The sequence below is a fragment of the Mycolicibacterium aichiense genome, assembly GCF_010726245.1.
GTDB lineage: Bacteria > Actinomycetota > Actinomycetes > Mycobacteriales > Mycobacteriaceae > Mycobacterium > Mycobacterium aichiense.
Genome location: NZ_AP022561.1, coordinates 2,072,834 through 2,090,066, shown reverse-complemented (window position 1 = coordinate 2,090,066; position 17,233 = coordinate 2,072,834). Strand labels below are relative to the sequence as shown.

The window sequence follows — 17,233 nt, the reverse complement described above, 5'->3', positions numbered from 1 at the left end:
AGGGTCTGATCAGACAACTTCCAGGTTGCGTCGTGCCGTCACGTGGGTATCCGCAGCAGCGGAAGGAGAACGACATGTGCAGGCAATTCGTCAAGACCGGTGCAGGAGCCCTACTGGCATTCGGCGTCCTCGCCGGATGTTCCCTGCAGCAGGCGGCGACCCCGCAAGCGGGTCCCAGCCAGCCGGCGGGATACGAAGAGCACAACGACGCCGACGTTGCCTTCGCCCAGCAGATGATCCCCGTCGAGCAGCGAGCGGTCGCGTTGAGTGACGCACTGCTGGCCAAACAGGCCGCCGACCGTGACGTGACCGACATCGCCAACGCCATCGAGCAGAACGACCGGCCCGAGATCGCCCAGATGCAGGGATGGCTCAAGGAGTGGGGTGCCCCGGCCGCCGACGATGCACAGCGCAACGCGGCAGAGTTGGCGGCGAGCCCGGATGTCGCCTCCCTCAAGGCGGCCGACCCCGGCCAGGCCGCCCAGCTCTACCTCCGACTGATGATCGCCAATCGTGAGCAGGCCCTGGCGCTGAGCAAGACGGAGAACGACGACGGGACGTACCGGGCGACGGTCGCAGCCGCAGGCGGCAACCAGGCCACCCTGGAGCGGCAGATCACCACCATGAAGACACTGCTGGGATCACCGTGATCAGACCCGGCGGCGCTCCCGCTCCCCCGCCAGCTCGTCCCTGACCACGGCCACGGCCATGCTCTGGTTGTAGCCGCGCCGGGCCAGCATGCCGACCAGCCTGCGCATCACCTTGGCGTCGTCACCGTCGTCAAGCTTCTCGCGGCGCAGTTTCTGCTGAACCAGTTCCTCGGCCCGTTGCCGTTCCGCACCCGCGTCGATGTCGTCGAGTGCCGCGGCAATCACCTCGTCGTCGACACCTTTGGTTCGCAGCTCGGCGGCCAAGGCGCGCTTACCTTTTCCCGCTCGGGCCCGCCGTGAACGCACCCACTGCTCGGCGAAATCCGCGTCGTCGATCAGGCCGACAGCGGCCAGCCGATCGAGTTCGTTCGAGATGACGTCGTCGGGGTACCCCCGCTTGGCCATCTGACCGGAGAGCTCGGATCGGGTTCGCGGACGCACGGTGAGCAGGCGCAGGCACAACGCGTGCGCCTGCTCTTCGCGCGTCTCAGAAGTCGACTGGGGCGGGGAGGACGTCATCGATGGGTCCATCGGTCACGACCGCACCGATACCGAGCTTCTCCTTGATCTTCTTCTCGATCTCGTTGCCCACATCGGGGTTCTCCAGCAGGAACTTTCGGGCGTTCTCCTTGCCCTGACCGAGTTGCTCGCCTTCGTAGGTGAACCACGAACCGGACTTGCGGATGAAGCCCTGCTCCACGCCCATATCGATGAGCGACCCCTCGCGGCTGATGCCGTGGCCGTACAGGATGTCGAATTCGGCCTGCTTGAACGGCGGCGACACCTTGTTCTTGACGACCTTGACGCGGGTGCGGTTGCCTACCGCGTCCGTGCCGTCCTTGAGTGTCTCGATCCGCCGCACATCGAGGCGCACTGAGGCGTAGAACTTCAATGCCTTACCGCCCGTGGTGGTTTCGGGTGAGCCGAACATCACGCCGATCTTCTCGCGCAGCTGGTTGATGAAGATCGCGGTGGTGCCCGAGTTGTTCAGCGCACCGGTCATCTTGCGCAGCGCCTGGCTCATCAGCCGGGCCTGCAGACCGACGTGGCTGTCACCCATCTCGCCCTCGATCTCGGCGCGGGGCACCAGCGCGGCCACCGAGTCGATGACGATGAGGTCGATGGCGCCCGATCGCACCAGCATGTCGGCGATCTCGAGCGCCTGCTCACCGGTATCGGGCTGGCTGACCAGCAGTGCGTCGGTGTCCACCCCGAGCTTCTGGGCGTAATCCGGGTCCAGCGCGTGCTCGGCGTCGATGAACGCCGCGATGCCGCCGGCGGCTTGAGCATTGGCCACCGCGTGCAGTGCGACGGTGGTCTTACCCGACGATTCCGGGCCGTAGATCTCGACCACGCGACCGCGCGGCAGTCCGCCGATGCCGAGTGCGACGTCGAGGGCGATCGATCCGGTCGGGATGACCGAGATGGGCTGGCGCACCTCGTCGCCCAGTCGCATCACCGAGCCCTTGCCGAAGTTCTTGTCGATCTGCGCGAGCGCCAGCTCGAGGGCCTTTTCGCGATCAGGTGCCTGCGGAGCCATGGGGATACCTCTTCCGGTAGTCGTTGTTGACCGGTTCTCGGTCGGTTGGCCGTGACGTTAGGACAGGGCTCCGACAAAACGGTCGAACGTTGACCACCATAACGAACATGTGTTCGATGGCAAGGAGGCGCGCCGCGCGTGTCAGACGAGCCGATGCAGGGCGTCGGCCAGAACTGCCGGGCGGGAGTAGAACGGCGAATGACCCCCCGGCAGCTCCACCACCTCCGCCCCGAGCCGCTCCGTCGCCACCCGTCGCGACCAGCCTGGATCGACCATCCGGTCCTCCGCGCACACGATGTAGGTGGCCGGAATCGACGGGAGCCGATCGAACGTGCAGCGCTGCGACATCGGCTCGCGCGCCTGAACTCGCAGCCGTGGGATCGCCGAGGTGACGATCTCTTCATCGCAATCCGGATAGAAGATCGATCGCGCCAGGTCGAGGTCGATCCATCGGGTGCCGCCGTCGACCTTGGCGAGTCCGGCCGAATGACCCGGATTGAGTATGTGTTGCTCCCGATTCAGCTCAGCGATGGTGCGGCCGGGCTCCGCGACCAAGCCGCACAAATACACCTGGTGACGAAGCAGGCAGCGGTCGGCGATCCACGGCAACGCATAGCTGCCCAGCGAGTGGCCGACAGCGACGACGTCGTGGTCGTTCTCGTCTATGGCTGCCGCAAATGTGGCGGCATGGTCGGTGAACGTTGCCGTCGGATCATCGAACCGGACGTCCACCGCGATCGCCCGGTGCCCGCGCCGCTCCAATTCGGGAATCAACCGCTCCCAGCACCACGGCCCGTGCCAGGCGCCGTGGATCAACGCGAAGGTGCTCATGCGCTCACCACTGATCACGCGGCACGTCGAAGTCCGCGCATAGCGCCCGCCACACGTCGCGGGGCTCCACACCGTCCTCGATGGCCTGCGCGGCGGTCCGTCCGCCCAACTGGGTGAGCACGTGATCCACCAGCAGCGAGCCGCCTCGAACCCGCCCGAATTGCCCCTCGACGAGTTCGGTGAATTCCGTCAGCCGCACGCCACCAACTTACCCAGCCACCGATTCGTGGCACACCCGTACCGGATCGGCGACGTCCGCGATGCTCTCGCCGGCCCGCCGTGCCGCCTCCCGATAGCCGGGCGAAGACAGCACTTCGCCCACCTCGGCCACCAGCGCCTCGACGGCAAGCGGCCTGATCAGGCGCGCACTACCTTGTCGCACAACACGATTCGCCAACTCCCACTGGTCACCCCCGCCCGGAATGACCACCATCGGCACACCCGCGAGCAGCGTCTTGGACAGCATTCCGTGCCCGCCGCCACAGATCACCAGATCAGCGTGGGTCAGCAGCTCGTCCTGGCGGCCCAGTCCCACCGTCGCCCACGGCGGCACATCCAGCTCCTCGCCGCCGAGCCGGGAGATCACCACCCGCGACCCGGCAGGCAGCGTGTGGCCGGGCACCAGGTGCTCCAGCACCAGCTCGGTCACGCCCTGTGCTCCGATCGCGGCGGTTGACGGCGCCACCACGATCACCGGGCCGTCCCCCGGCGGAACCGGCAACACCGCGTCGGTCGGCTCGAAGTGCAACGGCCCCACGACGACGGCCTCGGCCGGCCAGTCCGGGCGCGGCACCTCCAAGGCAGGCAGGGTCGCGATCAGCCGGCGCACCGGCCCCGGATCACGGGCGGGCAGGCCGATCTGCACCCGTGCCGCCGACCGCTGTCGCTCCCCTTCCTTCCACGACCGCGCGGTCAGGGCGCGCAGAATCGCATCCCGCAGCCGGCCGCGGACCCCGGTGCCAGGCGCCAACCCGCTACCCAAAGGCGGCAGTCCCCGCGACGGCCGGTAGAGCGGCTGAGGGTTCAGCTCGACCCATGGGGTGCCGATCAGCTCGGCGGCCATCCCGCCGCAGACGGTGATGACGTCGGAGACGATCAGGTCGGGTGCTAGTTCATGCAAGACCGGGACGTTGAGCACAGCCATCCGCGCGGCGCGTTGGTGGATCTTGGCGCCGGCGTCGGTGTCGTCATCGTCGCCGGTGACGTCGAGACCCACGAGTTCGACCGCCTCGATGCCGGCGGCGCGCGCCGTGTCCAGCCATTCGGTGCCGGTGAGCAGGATGGGGCGATCCCCCGCTGCCGCCAGACGCAGGCACAGCGCGATCGCGGGAAATGCATGGCCGGGATCTGGTCCTGCCACCACCGCGACGCGCACGGGCCTACCCTGCCACAGCGCATCCGGCCTAGGCTCGAGAGCATGACCGAGCAGATCACCAACGTGAGCTCCGATATCGACAACGCCCATACGGTCGAGGTTTTCCTCAACGCACTGCAGGACCAGGACCTGGCCACCGCCGATCTTCAGTTGGACGACAATCTCGTCTACCAGAACGTCGGCTTCCCCACCGTCCGTGGCCGCAAGCGGACCATGAAGCTGTTCAAAGGCCTGCAGCGTCCAAGCTTCGGCTTCGAGGTCAAGATCCACCGCATCGCGGTCAACGGCCCGGTGGTGCTCACCGAGCGCACCGACGTGCTGCGGGTGGGCCCGGTGCGGTTGCAGTTCTGGGTGTGCGGCGTCTTCGAGGTCAAGGACGGCCGAATCACCTTGTGGCGGGACTACTTCGACATGTTCGACATGACCAAAGCCACTGTTCGCGGCCTCATCGGCGCGGTGGTGCCGGGTCTGCGACCGACGCTCTAAGCGCGGCGGAGCTGGCCCAGTTCGTCGAAGGCCTGCGCCCAGCCCATCAGGCGGTCGGTCGCTCCTGCGAGCTCGTTGCGGTAGCGCTGCTGCGACATCGGCGAGCTCGACATCCCGCCGGTGTTGGCCGCGGACACCAGTTGCGCTGCGGCGGTGACCATTTCGTTGTACTGCCGCACTCCGGTGTTGAGCTGCGCGGTGAACGCGTTGATGGTCGGCGCCAGGTAGGACTGCGAATGCGGTGTCTCGATCGCGGCGCGCTCCATCGACACCACCTCGTCTGCCGTGGCCGCCATCGTCGCTGCGGTGCGATCCGCTGCTGCGATGAGTTCGCGAATCTCTTCCGGCGGCAACATGTTCCCGCGCTGCATCACACCCAGTAGCGAGTGAAAGCCGCGCTCAGAGGCGCCGAGAGCCGACATCGACGGCCGGGCTACGGATCCGTGCGGCGGCAGTCGGCGGCCGCTGACCTGACGGGTGGGCGGCAGCGGCTCGCCCCGCAGCCAGCGGTAGCGCAGCAAGAACAGGGTGGCGGGCACGGCGGCGCCGGCGGCGATGACCCCGGTGATGATCAGCCCCCATACCGGTGTGCTCCAGGTGGCGAGCAGCCCGGTGACGGCCACCCAGAACACCGTCGCGAATGAGAAGAACAACCCAAGCCGCAACGCCCAGCGTCGCTTACGCAGCAGCCGGGCCCGCGGATCGGAGACGGCACTGAGCTTCTGGGCCGCCACATCGGCGTACTCGCTGACGGTGTCGATACCGCGCTGCATGACCGAACGCCATTGACGCGATAAAAAGGGAGTCACCGCCATCGAATACTCGCCTCCTACTGGCCTAGTGGCTTCTCGGGCTCGGGGGTGACCGCCGGTGCGGCGGGGTTGGCCGGAGCGGCCGCAGTGCCACCGGCGGGCAGGGCGTCCCCACGCATCGACGCGCGGATCTGCTCGAGCCGGGAATGTCCGGCCATCTGCACACTGGCCTGCTGCACCTCGAGCATGCGGCCCTGCACCGAGTTCTGCGCCAGCTCGGCCTCGCCCATCGCGGTGGCGTAGCGACGTTCGATCTTGTCGCGCACCTCGTCGAGGCTGGGGGTATTGCCGGGTGCGGCCAGCTCGCTCATCGACCGCAGCGACGCGCTGACCTGCTCCTGCATCTTGGCCTGCTCGAGCTGGGACAGCAGCTTGGTCCGCTCGGCGATCTTCTGCTGCAGCATCATCGCGTTCTGCTCGACGGCCTTCTTGGCCTGGCCGGCGGCCTGCAGCGCCTGATCGTGCAGAGCCTTGAGGTCTTCCACGCTCTGCTCGGCGGTGACCAGCTGCGCGGCGAACGCCTCGGCGGCGTTGTTGTACTCGGTGGCCTTGGCGGCATCCCCGGACGCCACCGCCTGGTCGGCCAGCGTCAGCGCTTGACGGACGTTGACCTGAAGCTTCTCGATATCGGCGAGCTGACGGTTCAGGCGCATCTCCAGCTGGCGCTGGTTGCCGATGACCTGGGCGGCCTGCTGGGTCAGGCCCTGGTGCTGGCGCTGGGCATCCTCGATAGCCTGCTGAATCTGCACCTTGGGGTCGGCATATTCGTCGATCTTCGAGTTGAAGAGCGCTGTGAAGTACTTCCACGCCTTGACGAACGGGTTGGCCATCAGTTGCTCCGTCTGTGTATCGGGTGCCGCAGTTCGGTGGTCGTGCCCAATTTATCGGTTAACCACGCCCGGCCACACCCTTGTCGGCATGTGACCCGGTCGCGGCCGGCTCGGGGCTCAGGCCACCGCCATCGTGACGGGGTGCGGGATGACCACCTTGGTGGTGACGTCGATCGTGCCGTCCTGGGCCGGCACAGCGGTCAGCCGGGCGAGTCGCTCGCGGTCGGCCATCTTGGCGCCGGCATCGGTCAGCACCCGCGACAGCGGGACGTCCAATGCGGTGCAGATCGCGCTGAGCAACTCACTGGAGGCTTCCTTGCGGCCGCGCTCGACTTCGGACAGGTAGCCCAGGCTCACTCGAGCCGAATCGGACACCTCACGAAGGGTGCGTCCCTGCGACGTGCGAGCGTCACGCAGCACGTCGCCGATCACCTCACGCAGCAGAATCGCCATCGGGTGTCCTCCTCCAAGAGTTGCAACGATCCGTTCAACGCCGCGGACACCCGATTTGGTTCCCAGGAACCTCAGGATCGCTCGACGAGCTCGTGCAGCCGCCCGATCGCCTGGTGTACGGCCGCCAGCCGGATGTCCCAGCGTGTACCGGCCAGCCGCAGTTCGGCGACCTCGGTAGGGCCGGGACCGGCCAGCCCCAGGAATACGGTGCCGACCGGATGTCCGCCGTGCGGTTCCGGCCCGGCCACCCCGGTCAGGCCCACGCCCCAGGTCGCCTGACAGCGATCGCGTGCCCCCTCGGCCAGCGCTGCGGCCGTCGGCGCCGCGACGGGTCCGACGTCGTCGAGCAGCTGCCGGGGCACGCCTGCCAGCGCGATCTTGGTTTCTACGGTGTAGGTCACCAGCCCGCCGCTCAGCACCGCGCTGGCCCCTGGCACCCCGGCCAGCGTCGCCGCCAGAAGACCGGCGGTCAGCGACTCGGCCGTCGCCACGGTCTGTCCGCGCGTGGTCAGCAGGGCGACCAGCGAGCGAGCCCCGTCATCGGCCAGCGGTTCGCTCACGGGAGTCCTTGATCGCCGAGACCACATAGTCGGCCCCGGTGAGCACGGTCAGGACGATCGCCGCCCACATGATCACCCAGGCCACGGTGTGCCAGGCCGGCGGCCAGTTGTGGAGCGGCAGCACGAACAGTCCGATCGCGACGGCCTGCACCAACGTCTTGAGCTTGCCCCCGCGGCTGGCTGGGATCACCCCGCGCCGCAGCACCGCGAAGCGCAGCACGGTGATGCCGAGCTCGCGAATCAGGATCACCACGGTCACCCACCACGGCAGGTCGCCGAGCATCGACAGCCCGATCAGAGCTGCGCCGATCAGCATCTTGTCCGCGATCGGGTCGGCCAGCTTGCCGAACTCGGTGACCATCCCGTAGGTACGGGCCAGCGAACCGTCCAGCCGATCGGTGATGACCGCCACCGTGAAGATGATGAAAGCCGTTAGGCGGCTGGCTGTTTCGTGGCCGTCACCGGCGAACAGGAACAGCAGGAAGATCGGGACCAGGACCAGACGGATACCGGTCAGGAAGTTGGCCAAGTTGGCGACCCGCACGCGCGGGACCGCCGGAGGTGTTTGCGGTTGTCCCGACACGGCAAACAGAATATCGGTTGGCAGCCGGGCTCCTCACGCCCGATACTCTGCACCCGTGAGCTCCGATGTCGTCGTCCGCCGCGCCCGCACCTCGGATGTCGCGGATATCAAGCGTCTGGTCGACATCTACGCGGGCCGCATCCTGCTCGAGAAGAACCTGGTCACCCTCTACGAGGCGGTCCAGGAATTCTGGGTGGCCGAGGTCGACGGCGAGGTCGTGGGCTGCGGGGCGTTGCACGTCCTGTGGGCTGACCTCGGCGAGGTCCGCACGGTGGCCGTCGACCCGAAAGTCAAGGGCCGCGGCATCGGTCACACGATCGTCGACCAGCTGCTCACGGTGGCCCGCGAGCTGCAACTGCAGCGGCTGTTCGTGCTGACCTTCGAGACGGAGTTCTTCGGCCGCCACGGCTTCACCGAGATCGAGGGCACCCCGGTCACCTCCGAGGTGTACGAGGAGATGTGCCGGTCCTACGACATCGGTGTCGCCGAGTTCCTCGACCTGTCGTACGTCAAGCCGAACATCCTCGGCAACACCCGGATGCTGCTCAAGCTCTGAGCCGCGTTGGGTGAGCGCTCACGCCTCATTCCCGGGCGGAATATGACACGTCGGCACTCAATCAAACGGCGCTGTGGATAGCTGAGAGCCCGCTGGCAGCTCGACTGGCACCGTAGGGCGCCGTGACGCGGGTATTCATCGGCTCCGAAGCCCTCGCGGCCGGCCGGGTGAACCGCTACCAACTCGCCAACACCTATCAGCGCCTATTCCCCGATGTGTACGCCCCGCGCGGAGAACTGACACTGCTGGACCGAACCACCGCGGCCTGGCTGTGGTCGGGGCGGCATGCAGTTGTGACCGGCAGCGCGGCGGCAGCTCTGCATGGTGCGCGCTGGATTGATCCTAATATTCCGATCGAGCTCAACTTTTCCAACAATCGCAGTCCACGCGGGATCGTCACCCGCCGCGAGACCCTTCTGGCGTCCGAACTCACCAGCCATGGTGGTCTACCCGTCACAACCGTCGGCCGGACCGCGTTCGATCTGGCGCGGCGCGGTCCCTCGAGGCGCGGGATCGCCGAGCTGGACGCCTTGGCCAACGCAACCCATTTCTCAGCCGTTGACGTCGTGGCGATCGCTGATGCTCATCCGCGTCTGCGAGGGGTCGGGCGAGTTTCGTCCATGCTGGACGCCCTCGACGCTGGTGCGCAATCACCCCAGGAGACGTACCTGCGACTGGATCTCATCAATGCCGGCTTTCCGCGCCCGCACACGCAGATCCCGATAACACGACCGTGTGGGCGGTGGTACTACCTGGACATGGGCTGGCCCGACCTTCGGGTGGCGGTCGAGTACGACGGTGAGCACCATCGCACCAGTCGCACCGCGTACACCGTCGACGTGGATCGGCAGGACTATCTGGGATCAGTCGGATGGGTCGTGGTGCGTGTGCTGGCTGACCACCGTCGTAGCGATGTCATCAGCCGAGTGCGACGGGCGTGGGACATCCAATCACAGCGCGTCGCAAGTTGATTGAGCGCTCACGCCTCACTTCCTGGCGGAACATGAGACGTGAGCGCTCACTCGGCGACTAGAAGTCCTCGTCCTCGTCGTCGTCCTCGGCGGCGCGGGCACCGCGGATGAGCATCAGCGTCCCGGCGAGTTCATCAGGCTTGACCAGCACCTCGCGAGCCTTGGAGCCTTCGGACGGCCCGACGATGTTGCGGGTCTCCATCAGGTCCATGAGCCGGCCGGCCTTGGCGAAGCCGACCCGCAACTTGCGCTGCAGCATCGACGTCGAGCCGAACTGCGAGGACACCACGAGTTCGACGGCCTGCAGGAAGACGTCCATGTCGTCGCCGATATCGGGGTCGACGTCGGTGCGCTCGCCGCTCGGCTTGGCCGCGGTCACACCCTCGGTGTATTCGGGCTCGGCCTGGTCCTTGCAGGCCTGCACGACGGCGTGGATCTCCTCGTCGCTGACGTAGGCACCCTGCAACCGCTCCGGCTTGGAGGCGCCCATCGGCAGGAACAGACCATCGCCCATGCCGATCAGCTTCTCGGCGCCCGGCTGGTCGAGGATGACCCGGCTGTCGGTCAGTGACGACGTCGCGAAGGACAGCCGCGACGGCACGTTGGTCTTGATCAGACCGGTGACGACGTCGACCGATGGCCGCTGGGTGGCCAGCACCAGGTGGATGCCTGCTGCGCGGGCCTTCTGGGTGATCCGCACGATCGCCTCTTCGACGTCACGCGGCGCGGTCATCATCAGGTCGGCGAGCTCGTCGACGACCGCAAGAATCAACGGGTAGGGCTTGTACACCCGCTGGCTGCCCAGCGGCGCGGTGATCTCCCCGGACCGCACCTTGGCGTTGAAGTCCTTGATGTGGCGCACGCGGGAGGCCTGCATGTCCTGGTAGCGCTGCTCCATCTCTTCGACCAGCCACGCCAACGCCGCCGCCGCCTTCTTGGGCTGAGTGATGATCGGCGTGATGAGGTGCGGAATACCTTCGTACGGCGTGAGTTCCACCATCTTCGGGTCGATGAGGATCATCCGCACTTCCTCAGGGGTGGCACGAGCCAGCAGCGACACCAGCATCGAGTTGACGAAGCTGGACTTACCCGAGCCGGTGGAGCCGGCCACCAGCAGGTGCGGCATATCGGCCAGGTTCGCCGAGACGAAGTGACCCTCGATGTCCTTGCCCAATCCGATCACCAGCGGGCGATGGTCACCGCGGGTGGACGGCGCAGTGAGAACGTCTGCGAGCCGGACCGTTTCACGGTCGGTGTTGGGCACTTCGATGCCCACAGCGGACTTGCCCGGGATCGGCGCGAGGATACGGACACTCTCGGTGGCCACCGCGTAGGCGATATTGCGTTGCAGCGCAGTGATTTTCTCGACCTTGACGCCGGGGCCGAGTTCAACCTCGTAGCGCGTCACCGTCGGGCCCCTGGTGCAGCCGGTCACTGCGGCGTCGACCTTGAACTGCTGCAGGACCGATGAAATCCGCTCCACCATCTGGTCATTGGCCGCGCTGCGCCGCTTCGGCGGGTCGCCGGCAACCAGCAGGTCCAGCGACGGCAACGTGTACGGGCCCTCGACAACACGATCCAGCACCTTGGTGTCCTGGGTGGCGGTCTCCGCCACGGGCTCCGGCTTCGGGGTGGCCTTCTTACGCCGCGCCTTCACCGGCTCGGGCACCGTCGGCGAGTCCTCGTCGAGCGGGTAGTTGTCCAGCGGTGTGCCGACCGGTCCCTCGGCGCCCGGCCAGGCCGGCGCCTCATCGGTGTACGAGCGCGGATCGTCGTAGTAGCCGTCGGAGAAGTCCTCCGGCTCCGCGGGAGCGACGTCCTCCGGCTCCTCGTCGTCGTAGTACTCGTCGTCGTCGTCGTAGTGGCCACGGGTGCTGAACATCGCGTAGAGCGTGTCCGGGACCTCCCGAATCGTGGTGCCGGTCAGCAGCAGCAGCCCGAACAACGCAGCGATGATCAGCAGCGGGGTGGCGATCCACGGGGTCAGCCCGTCGGACAGCGGACCACCGATGGCGAAGCCGATGAAGCCCGCTGCGCGTTGCCGATCGGCGGGGTCCTGTGGCGCACCCGACCACAGATGCCACAGGCCCACAACCGGCAGGGCGACCATCGCGCACCCCAGGATCAGGCGGGGCCGCGCCTCGGGATTGGGTTCGGTGCGCATCAGAAGGACAGCGATCGCGCAGATGATGATGGGCAGCAGCACGACGGCTCCGCCGACCAGCGTCCGCAGCACAGAGTCGATCCAGGCGCCGACCGGCCGGGCAGCGTCGAACCACGAACTGGCCGCGATCACGACCGCGACTGCCAGCAGCCCCAGCGCGATGCCGTCCCGGCGATGCCCGGGCTCGATGTCGCGGGCTCGACCGACCGATCGGGCGGTCGAGCCCGCCCCCTTGGCCAACATCAGCCAGGTCGCCCGCGCTGCGCGTCCCCCGGTCGCGGCCGCGGTGGCGACCGGCGAGGAGGTGCGCTTCTTGGCAGGCTTGCGCCGCGGGGCCGGCTTGGCCGACCGCGTCGCACCCTTTGACCTGGTCGTTCGCGCGCTTGAGCGAGCGGCCGTCTTGTTCGCCATGCGGGCAAGCCTAGTCGCATGTGCCCCATCTGCACCATCCGCAACACCCGTTCCACGGCGCGTCGTTGCCAGACTGCGACCAACGCCGGCTGAGGTCGATTTCGGGCACCCCGCGCCGCTGACCGGGACCCGTTCTCGTGGCATTACGAAGCAGGGCTAACGTAAGCGCCGTCACACCTACGAGAGCTGAGGAGCTCCGCGCATGCCCGTCGTCGTCGTTGCCAGCTTCACCGTCAAGCCCGAATCCGTCGACGCTGTGCGCGAGGCCTGCAAGAAGGCCGTCGCGGCGGTCCACGACGAGCCCGGCTGCGACCTCTACGCCGTCCACGAGGGCGACAAGACGTTCGTGTTCGTCGAGCAGTGGGCCGACGAGGACGCACTCAAGACCCACAGCACCGCGCCCGGCGTGACCACGCTGTTCGGCGAGATCGGTGAGCACCTCGACGGCGCCCCCGACATCAAGATGCTCACCCCCATCCCGGCCGGCGATCCGGCCAAGGGCCAGGTCCGCCCCTAAGCCATGGGTGAACTCGACGGCAAGGTCGCACTGATCACCGGTGCGGCCCGCGGCCAGGGCCGCGCGCACGCGGTGAAGCTGGCATCGCAGGGTGCCGGCATCATCGCGGTGGACCTCTGCGACCAGATCGCCAGCGTCCCCTATCCGATGGCCACGCCCGAGGACATGGCGGCCACCGTGAAGCTCGTCGAGGACACCGGCGCGCGAATCGTCGCCCGTGAGGCCGACGTCCGCGACCGGACGGCGCTCAAGAACGCCATGTACCAGGGCATCGAGGAACTCGGCCGGCTCGACATCGTCATCGCGAACGCCGGGATCGCCCCGATGGCCGACGACGGCGCCTGGCAGGACGTGATCGACGTCAACCTCACCGGGGTTTATCACACGGTCGACGTGGCGATGAAGCCGCTGATCAAGCAGGGCGACGGCGGCGCGATCGTGCTGACCAGCTCGGTGGCCGGCCTGGTCGGCATCGGCGCCCCGATCGCCGGATCGCTGGGCTACACCGTCGCCAAGCACGGCGTCGTCGGCCTGATGCGGGCGTACGCGAATTTCCTTGCCGCATTTAATATTCGGGTCAACTCGGTGCATCCGGCAGGGGTGAACACCCCGATGATCGACAACGAGTTCACCCGTTCCTGGCTCGAAGGCATCGCCCAACAGAACTTCGGCGGCCCGGACATGACCAACGCGCTGCCGGTCCAGACGCTGGAACCTGAGGACATCGCCAATGCGGTGTACTACCTGGTGTCGGATGCCGGCCGCTATGTGACCGGCGTCGCGTTGCCCGTCGACGCCGGGTTCACGAACAAGCGTTAGCACTTACGATCGGGTGACGATGACACCTGATCTGGAGCTCACCAGCGTCCCGGCCTGGGCCGTCGAACCGACCTGTCCGACGGCCGATCTCACCGGCCGGCGCTGGACGGTGCTCGCCGTCGGGACCGACGCGGCCGCCATCGCCGCACGGTGGGTCGACGAGATCCGCGCGGCCCATCCCGACGCCCGGCCCCGGGTGCATCAGGTAGCCGACGCCGAAGCGGCGTGCGCCGCGCTGGAGGCCGACCTCCACGACGCGCAAGTCGGCTGGCGGCTTCTGCTGGCGGGTCCCGCGCACGCGTGTCTTCGCGTCCGCGCTCGCGCCTTCGAACTCGGCGCGGCCGACGACGAAATCACTGTCGCCAGTACCGAAGTCACCACCCGCGAGATCTACTGCGCACACTGCCGGATCACGACCACGGCGGCGACGGGATTGTCCGAGGAGATCACCTGCACCGGCTGCGCGCGCCGATTGTTCGTGTACTACCACGTCTCTCGACGGATCGGAGCCCACCTCGGATTCGCGACGACCGCAGACGCGACGCCATGACCAGGCTTATTGTGCACGTCGCCGCGATCGACGACACGGTGCCCGGAATCAGGACTCTGACGCTGGCCCGTGCCGACGGTGCGGCGCTGCCGTCGTTCACGCCCGGTAGCCACGTGGTGGTCGAACACCCCGGCGGGGCCAACGCCTATTCGCTGACCGGCGAGAGCAATGCGCCGAGCGAATATGTGGTGTCGGTACTGGAATGCCCCGCGGGCCGCGGTGGCTCGCGGTGGATTCACCGCGAACTGAGACTGGGTGACACTGTCGTCGTACACCCGCCGCGCAGCGCCTTCGCCCCGGTGTTGCGCGCCCGGCGACACCTGTTGATCGCAGCCGGCATCGGGATCACCCCGATGGTGTCGCATCTGCGCAGCGCGCGCCGCTGGGGCCGAGATGTGCGGCTGCTGTACATCTTTCGTGAGGGACGCGGCGCGTATGTCGACGAGATCCGCTCGCTGACCGAGAACGCGTCGTTCTTCACCGACAGAGCGGCCTTCCTCGCCGAGTTGACGGCGACGCTGGCCGCCCAGCCGTTCGGCACGCACGCCTACCTCTGCGGTCCAAGCCAATTCATCGACGACGTGGTCGCCGTCGCCACCGGGCTCGGCTGGCCCCCGAGCCGCATCCATATCGAACACTTCGGCGGCGAGCTCGCACCGGGCGACCCGTTCGAGGTCGAACTGTCCTCCGATGGAAGCACATTCACCGTCGAGTCAGGGGTCTCGCTGCTGGAGTCGTTGACCGCCCACGGATATGTCATCCGCAATCTGTGCCGGCAGGGTGTCTGTGGCGAATGCCGCATTCCGGTACGCGGCGGAGTGGTGCTGCACCGCGACCTCTTCCTCACCGACGATGAGCGCCGCGACTCGATGATGGCCTGCGTCTCCCGCGGTTCGGGCCGGGTGGAGTTGGACCTGTGAGCGGCCTGGTGTCGGCAGCGGATCTGGTTGCGTCCTTTCCGTTCCCGTATTCGGCCGACTCCTACCGGTACAGCACCAACATCGCGCCCGCACGCGAGGTGGTGACCACTGCGACCGGGCAGTGGGGCGAGCCGGTGGTGGACATCGACAGCGAGTACACCCGCGAGCTCGCCGAGCGCCGCCGCATCCTGGCCGCCGATCCGTCCCGGCATGCGGTGTTGCCGCACATGCGAATCGCGTGCTGGGACACCATGCTGACGTTGATGACCGAGCTCGCCGCCTCGTATCCGGCAACGATGTCCCTGAGCCGCGACGGCGACACCTGGTGTTGGCGCAACGAATTGCTCGGCATCACCCAAGAATTTGTGATCGGCGACGAGTCAAGCCTGCCGTGCGATCCGCTGGCCTATATCGCCGGTCAGGTGCAGGAGGACATCGTGCTGCTCGACCAGCGTGACGGCGACCTGTTCGCCGACGCCGGGGTGGTCACGTTCGCCGCGGGCTGGTCGTTCGGCTTCGACGTCGGGATGACATTCCTGGAGATTCACGGACCGGTCCCCCGGTTACGGGAGACCGGGGTGATCACCCGGGCCCGGGAATTCTTGATGCGGCTGCAGGCGGGCGGCATCTACCGCCGGACCAACTGGTCGATGACCGTCGGCAGGCGGCTCGACGTGTCCACCGAAGCGTTGCCGCAGTCGCTGCCCGATCGCGCGTACCTGGACGCCGTCGACGACGACACGTTCGGCCGGCTCATCCATCTGCGGGTGGAGGTCCAGCACCTGATCCGGCTGCCCGAGTCAGGTGCGATCTGCTTTCTGATCCGCAGCTACATGCTGCCGCTGGCCGATATCGCGACTGTCGACCAGTGGCGGGCGCGCACCGCCGCGGTGTTGGCCGAATTGCCCGACGACATGGTCGAATACAAGGGACTGGCCGCCTATCGGGACCGCGCGGTCTCCTGGCTGCTCTCCCGCTGAGTCCGCGGAACCAGCGCCGCGGAGAACGCGGCGGCGACGGTGAGCGCCAGCATCGTGACGAGCGGCCAGACCGCAGGCGCCCCTTCGGCGATGATGCCCAGGCTGAATCCGGCAACGATCATTCCCAGGCTGATGACGATGTGGGTGCAGCTGATCAGCACGGCCGCATCGGCATTGTCGGCGTGGTCGAAGATCCAGTCGTAGGCGGCGGGCAGCAGCGCCTGGTTGGCGACCGCCGAGAGCAGCATCGCAGGGCCGAACGCCCACAGCGCCGGCACGATATGCCACTGCTGCGAAGCGATGCACAGGGCCGCTGCAGCCATGCTGATCAACGCGCTGCACAGATAGACACCGCGGGCTCCGTGACTGCGGCGAACCACCCGCCACAGCGGAATTCCGGCGAGCAGGCCGACACCGACGAACACCAGGAACTGGTCGACATTGATGCTGGCGCCGAGGAATTCGGCAGCGTAGATGGCATAGAAGGTGGGCGTCAGGATCACTGGGATGAACACCAGATTCGTTGTCAGGAAACGCCGCAGCCACCGATTGGTCCGCAGCTGCGAGCGTCCCTGCCGCAGGGTGTCGACCATGCGGGTCGGTCCCTTCGCCAGCTGCACGCCCGGCGTTCGCAGTGTCGCGCAGCACAAAGCACCCAACACCATGGCCGCCACCGAGATCCACAGCAGATCGGCGTCGTGCCATCGAGGGGAATTGGGCAGCAGGCGTCCCGCGGTGAAGGCAGTGATCAGAACCACCAGCGCGCCACTGTATCCGGCCTGCTTGAGCATGACGTCGCCACGTTGCTGGGCCGACAGCAGCGCCGACATGGCCATCGGCGAGACCACCTGCGAGCTGCCGGTGACGGTGCCGATGAGCAGGCAGGCCAGCAGCAGCGGATACGCGAACAGCCAGGGAGGCGCCAGCGCGATGTCGAGTGCGACCAGTGCGGTGAGCGCGGCCTGCGTCAGCGCAACTCCGACCAGCAACCCGGTGACCGAGTCGGTGAGGCGTAACACCTTGGGCCCGAGGACACTTCCCAGCAGCGTTCCGACGGTGAACGCCGGCATCAGCAGCGCCACCACGACGCCGGGACTGCCGAGCTGGTCGGCGATGTACGGGATGACGGCCGAGATGCTGCTGACTTGGACGCCCACCTTGAAGAACGTCCCCTGCGTGAGCAGTGCCCGATAGTTTCCGCCCCGCGCGGAGCCCGTCATAAGCA

Annotated in this window: 21 protein-coding genes; 9 read left to right on the top strand and 12 right to left on the bottom strand. The window is 67.4% G+C overall.

Annotated elements, in window-relative coordinates; translation table 11 throughout:
* Positions 1-74 precede the first annotated feature (74 nt).
* Positions 75-650, top strand: coding sequence for a DUF305 domain-containing protein (locus G6N32_RS10095; RefSeq protein WP_147292009.1), 576 nt, complete (start codon positions 75-77; stop codon positions 648-650).
* Here the strand turns inward: G6N32_RS10095 and recX are convergent, their stop codons facing one another.
* The 5 genes from recX to G6N32_RS10070 form a co-directional block, all read right to left on the bottom strand.
* Complete coding sequence (gene recX, locus G6N32_RS10090; protein ID WP_115319484.1) at positions 651-1,169, bottom strand: recombination regulator RecX; 519 nt, start codon at positions 1,167-1,169, stop codon at positions 651-653. It lies immediately after the preceding gene.
* Complete coding sequence (recA, locus tag G6N32_RS10085) at positions 1,138-2,190, bottom strand: recombinase RecA (protein ID WP_115319483.1); 1,053 nt, start codon at positions 2,188-2,190, stop codon at positions 1,138-1,140. The genes recX and recA overlap by 32 nt, the downstream gene beginning before the upstream one ends.
* Positions 2,191-2,331: 141 nt before the next feature.
* The gene (locus tag G6N32_RS10080) at positions 2,332-3,021 is read right to left on the bottom strand and encodes an alpha/beta fold hydrolase (protein ID WP_115319482.1); all 690 of its coding nucleotides are present in this window, start codon (positions 3,019-3,021) and stop codon (positions 2,332-2,334) included.
* A 4-nt stretch (positions 3,022-3,025) separates the two neighbouring features.
* Complete coding sequence (locus tag G6N32_RS10075) at positions 3,026-3,220, bottom strand: DUF3046 domain-containing protein (RefSeq protein WP_036338673.1); 195 nt, start codon at positions 3,218-3,220, stop codon at positions 3,026-3,028.
* 9 nt (positions 3,221-3,229) lie between these two features.
* Positions 3,230-4,396 (bottom strand): glycosyltransferase, encoded by a 1,167-nt coding sequence (locus tag G6N32_RS10070; protein ID WP_115319481.1) that lies wholly within the window; start codon positions 4,394-4,396, stop codon positions 3,230-3,232.
* A gap of 42 nt (positions 4,397-4,438) precedes the next feature.
* On the opposite strand from G6N32_RS10070, the gene G6N32_RS10065 reads away from it, so the two are divergent.
* Positions 4,439-4,882 carry a limonene-1,2-epoxide hydrolase family protein gene (locus G6N32_RS10065; protein ID WP_115319480.1) on the top strand — a complete coding sequence of 148 codons (444 nt, stop codon included), beginning with the start codon at positions 4,439-4,441 and terminating at the stop codon, positions 4,880-4,882.
* Here the strand turns inward: G6N32_RS10065 and pspM are convergent.
* From pspM to pgsA, 5 genes are all read right to left on the bottom strand, one after another.
* Entirely contained in the window at positions 4,879-5,697 is an 819-nt protein-coding gene (gene pspM / locus G6N32_RS10060) for a phage shock envelope stress response protein PspM (protein ID WP_115319479.1), read from the bottom strand. The genes G6N32_RS10065 and pspM overlap by 4 nt on opposite strands.
* Positions 5,698-5,711: 14 nt before the next feature.
* Positions 5,712-6,524, bottom strand: coding sequence for a phage shock protein PspA (gene pspA, locus G6N32_RS10055; RefSeq protein ID WP_115319478.1), 813 nt, complete (start codon positions 6,522-6,524; stop codon positions 5,712-5,714).
* Positions 6,525-6,641: 117 nt separating this feature from the next.
* A complete protein-coding gene (gene clgR / locus G6N32_RS10050; RefSeq protein ID WP_115319477.1) occupies positions 6,642-6,977 on the bottom strand; it encodes a transcriptional regulator ClgR in 336 nt (111 codons plus the stop codon).
* Positions 6,978-7,048: 71 nt separating this feature from the next.
* A complete protein-coding gene (locus tag G6N32_RS10045) occupies positions 7,049-7,564 on the bottom strand; it encodes a CinA family protein (RefSeq protein ID WP_276047736.1) in 516 nt (171 codons plus the stop codon).
* Positions 7,515-8,120, bottom strand: a complete 606-nt coding sequence (gene pgsA, locus G6N32_RS10040) for a CDP-diacylglycerol--glycerol-3-phosphate 3-phosphatidyltransferase (RefSeq protein ID WP_115319475.1) — start codon at positions 8,118-8,120, stop codon at positions 7,515-7,517. The genes G6N32_RS10045 and pgsA overlap by 50 nt, the downstream gene beginning before the upstream one ends.
* 55 nt (positions 8,121-8,175) lie before the next feature.
* Between pgsA and G6N32_RS10035 the strand changes: the two genes are divergently transcribed.
* Complete coding sequence (locus G6N32_RS10035; RefSeq protein ID WP_115319474.1) at positions 8,176-8,676, top strand: amino-acid N-acetyltransferase; 501 nt, start codon at positions 8,176-8,178, stop codon at positions 8,674-8,676.
* A gap of 122 nt (positions 8,677-8,798) precedes the next feature.
* Entirely contained in the window at positions 8,799-9,647 is an 849-nt protein-coding gene (locus G6N32_RS10030; RefSeq protein ID WP_115319473.1) for a type IV toxin-antitoxin system AbiEi family antitoxin, read from the top strand.
* 58 nt (positions 9,648-9,705) lie between these two features.
* On the opposite strand, the gene G6N32_RS10025 is transcribed toward G6N32_RS10030, so the two are convergent.
* Entirely contained in the window at positions 9,706-12,222 is a 2,517-nt protein-coding gene (locus G6N32_RS10025) for an FtsK/SpoIIIE family DNA translocase (protein WP_115319472.1), read from the bottom strand.
* A gap of 202 nt (positions 12,223-12,424) precedes the next feature.
* Here G6N32_RS10025 and G6N32_RS10020 point away from each other — a divergent pair, with 202 nt between their 5' ends.
* The 5 genes from G6N32_RS10020 to G6N32_RS10000 are packed head-to-tail and all read left to right on the top strand — an operon-like array spanning position 12,425 to position 16,008.
* On the top strand, positions 12,425-12,739 hold the full coding sequence (locus G6N32_RS10020) for a putative quinol monooxygenase (protein ID WP_115319471.1): 315 nt from the start codon (positions 12,425-12,427) through the stop codon (positions 12,737-12,739).
* A gap of 3 nt (positions 12,740-12,742) precedes the next feature.
* The gene (locus tag G6N32_RS10015; protein ID WP_115319470.1) at positions 12,743-13,558 is read left to right on the top strand and encodes a mycofactocin-coupled SDR family oxidoreductase; all 816 of its coding nucleotides are present in this window, start codon (positions 12,743-12,745) and stop codon (positions 13,556-13,558) included.
* A gap of 19 nt (positions 13,559-13,577) precedes the next feature.
* On the top strand, positions 13,578-14,108 hold the full coding sequence (locus G6N32_RS10010; protein WP_115319469.1) for a dimethylamine monooxygenase subunit DmmA family protein: 531 nt from the start codon (positions 13,578-13,580) through the stop codon (positions 14,106-14,108).
* Positions 14,105-15,028 carry a PDR/VanB family oxidoreductase gene (locus G6N32_RS10005; protein WP_115319468.1) on the top strand — a complete coding sequence of 308 codons (924 nt, stop codon included), beginning with the start codon at positions 14,105-14,107 and terminating at the stop codon, positions 15,026-15,028. The genes G6N32_RS10010 and G6N32_RS10005 overlap by 4 nt, the downstream gene beginning before the upstream one ends.
* A gap of 5 nt (positions 15,029-15,033) precedes the next feature.
* Positions 15,034-16,008, top strand: coding sequence for a heme-dependent oxidative N-demethylase family protein (locus G6N32_RS10000; protein WP_115321052.1), 975 nt, complete (start codon positions 15,034-15,036; stop codon positions 16,006-16,008).
* Here the strand turns inward: G6N32_RS10000 and G6N32_RS09995 are convergent.
* Positions 15,969-17,228 carry an MFS transporter gene (locus tag G6N32_RS09995; RefSeq protein ID WP_115319467.1) on the bottom strand — a complete coding sequence of 420 codons (1,260 nt, stop codon included), beginning with the start codon at positions 17,226-17,228 and terminating at the stop codon, positions 15,969-15,971. The two genes, G6N32_RS10000 and G6N32_RS09995, sit on opposite strands and share 40 nt — an antisense overlap.
* Positions 17,229-17,233 lie beyond the last annotated feature (5 nt).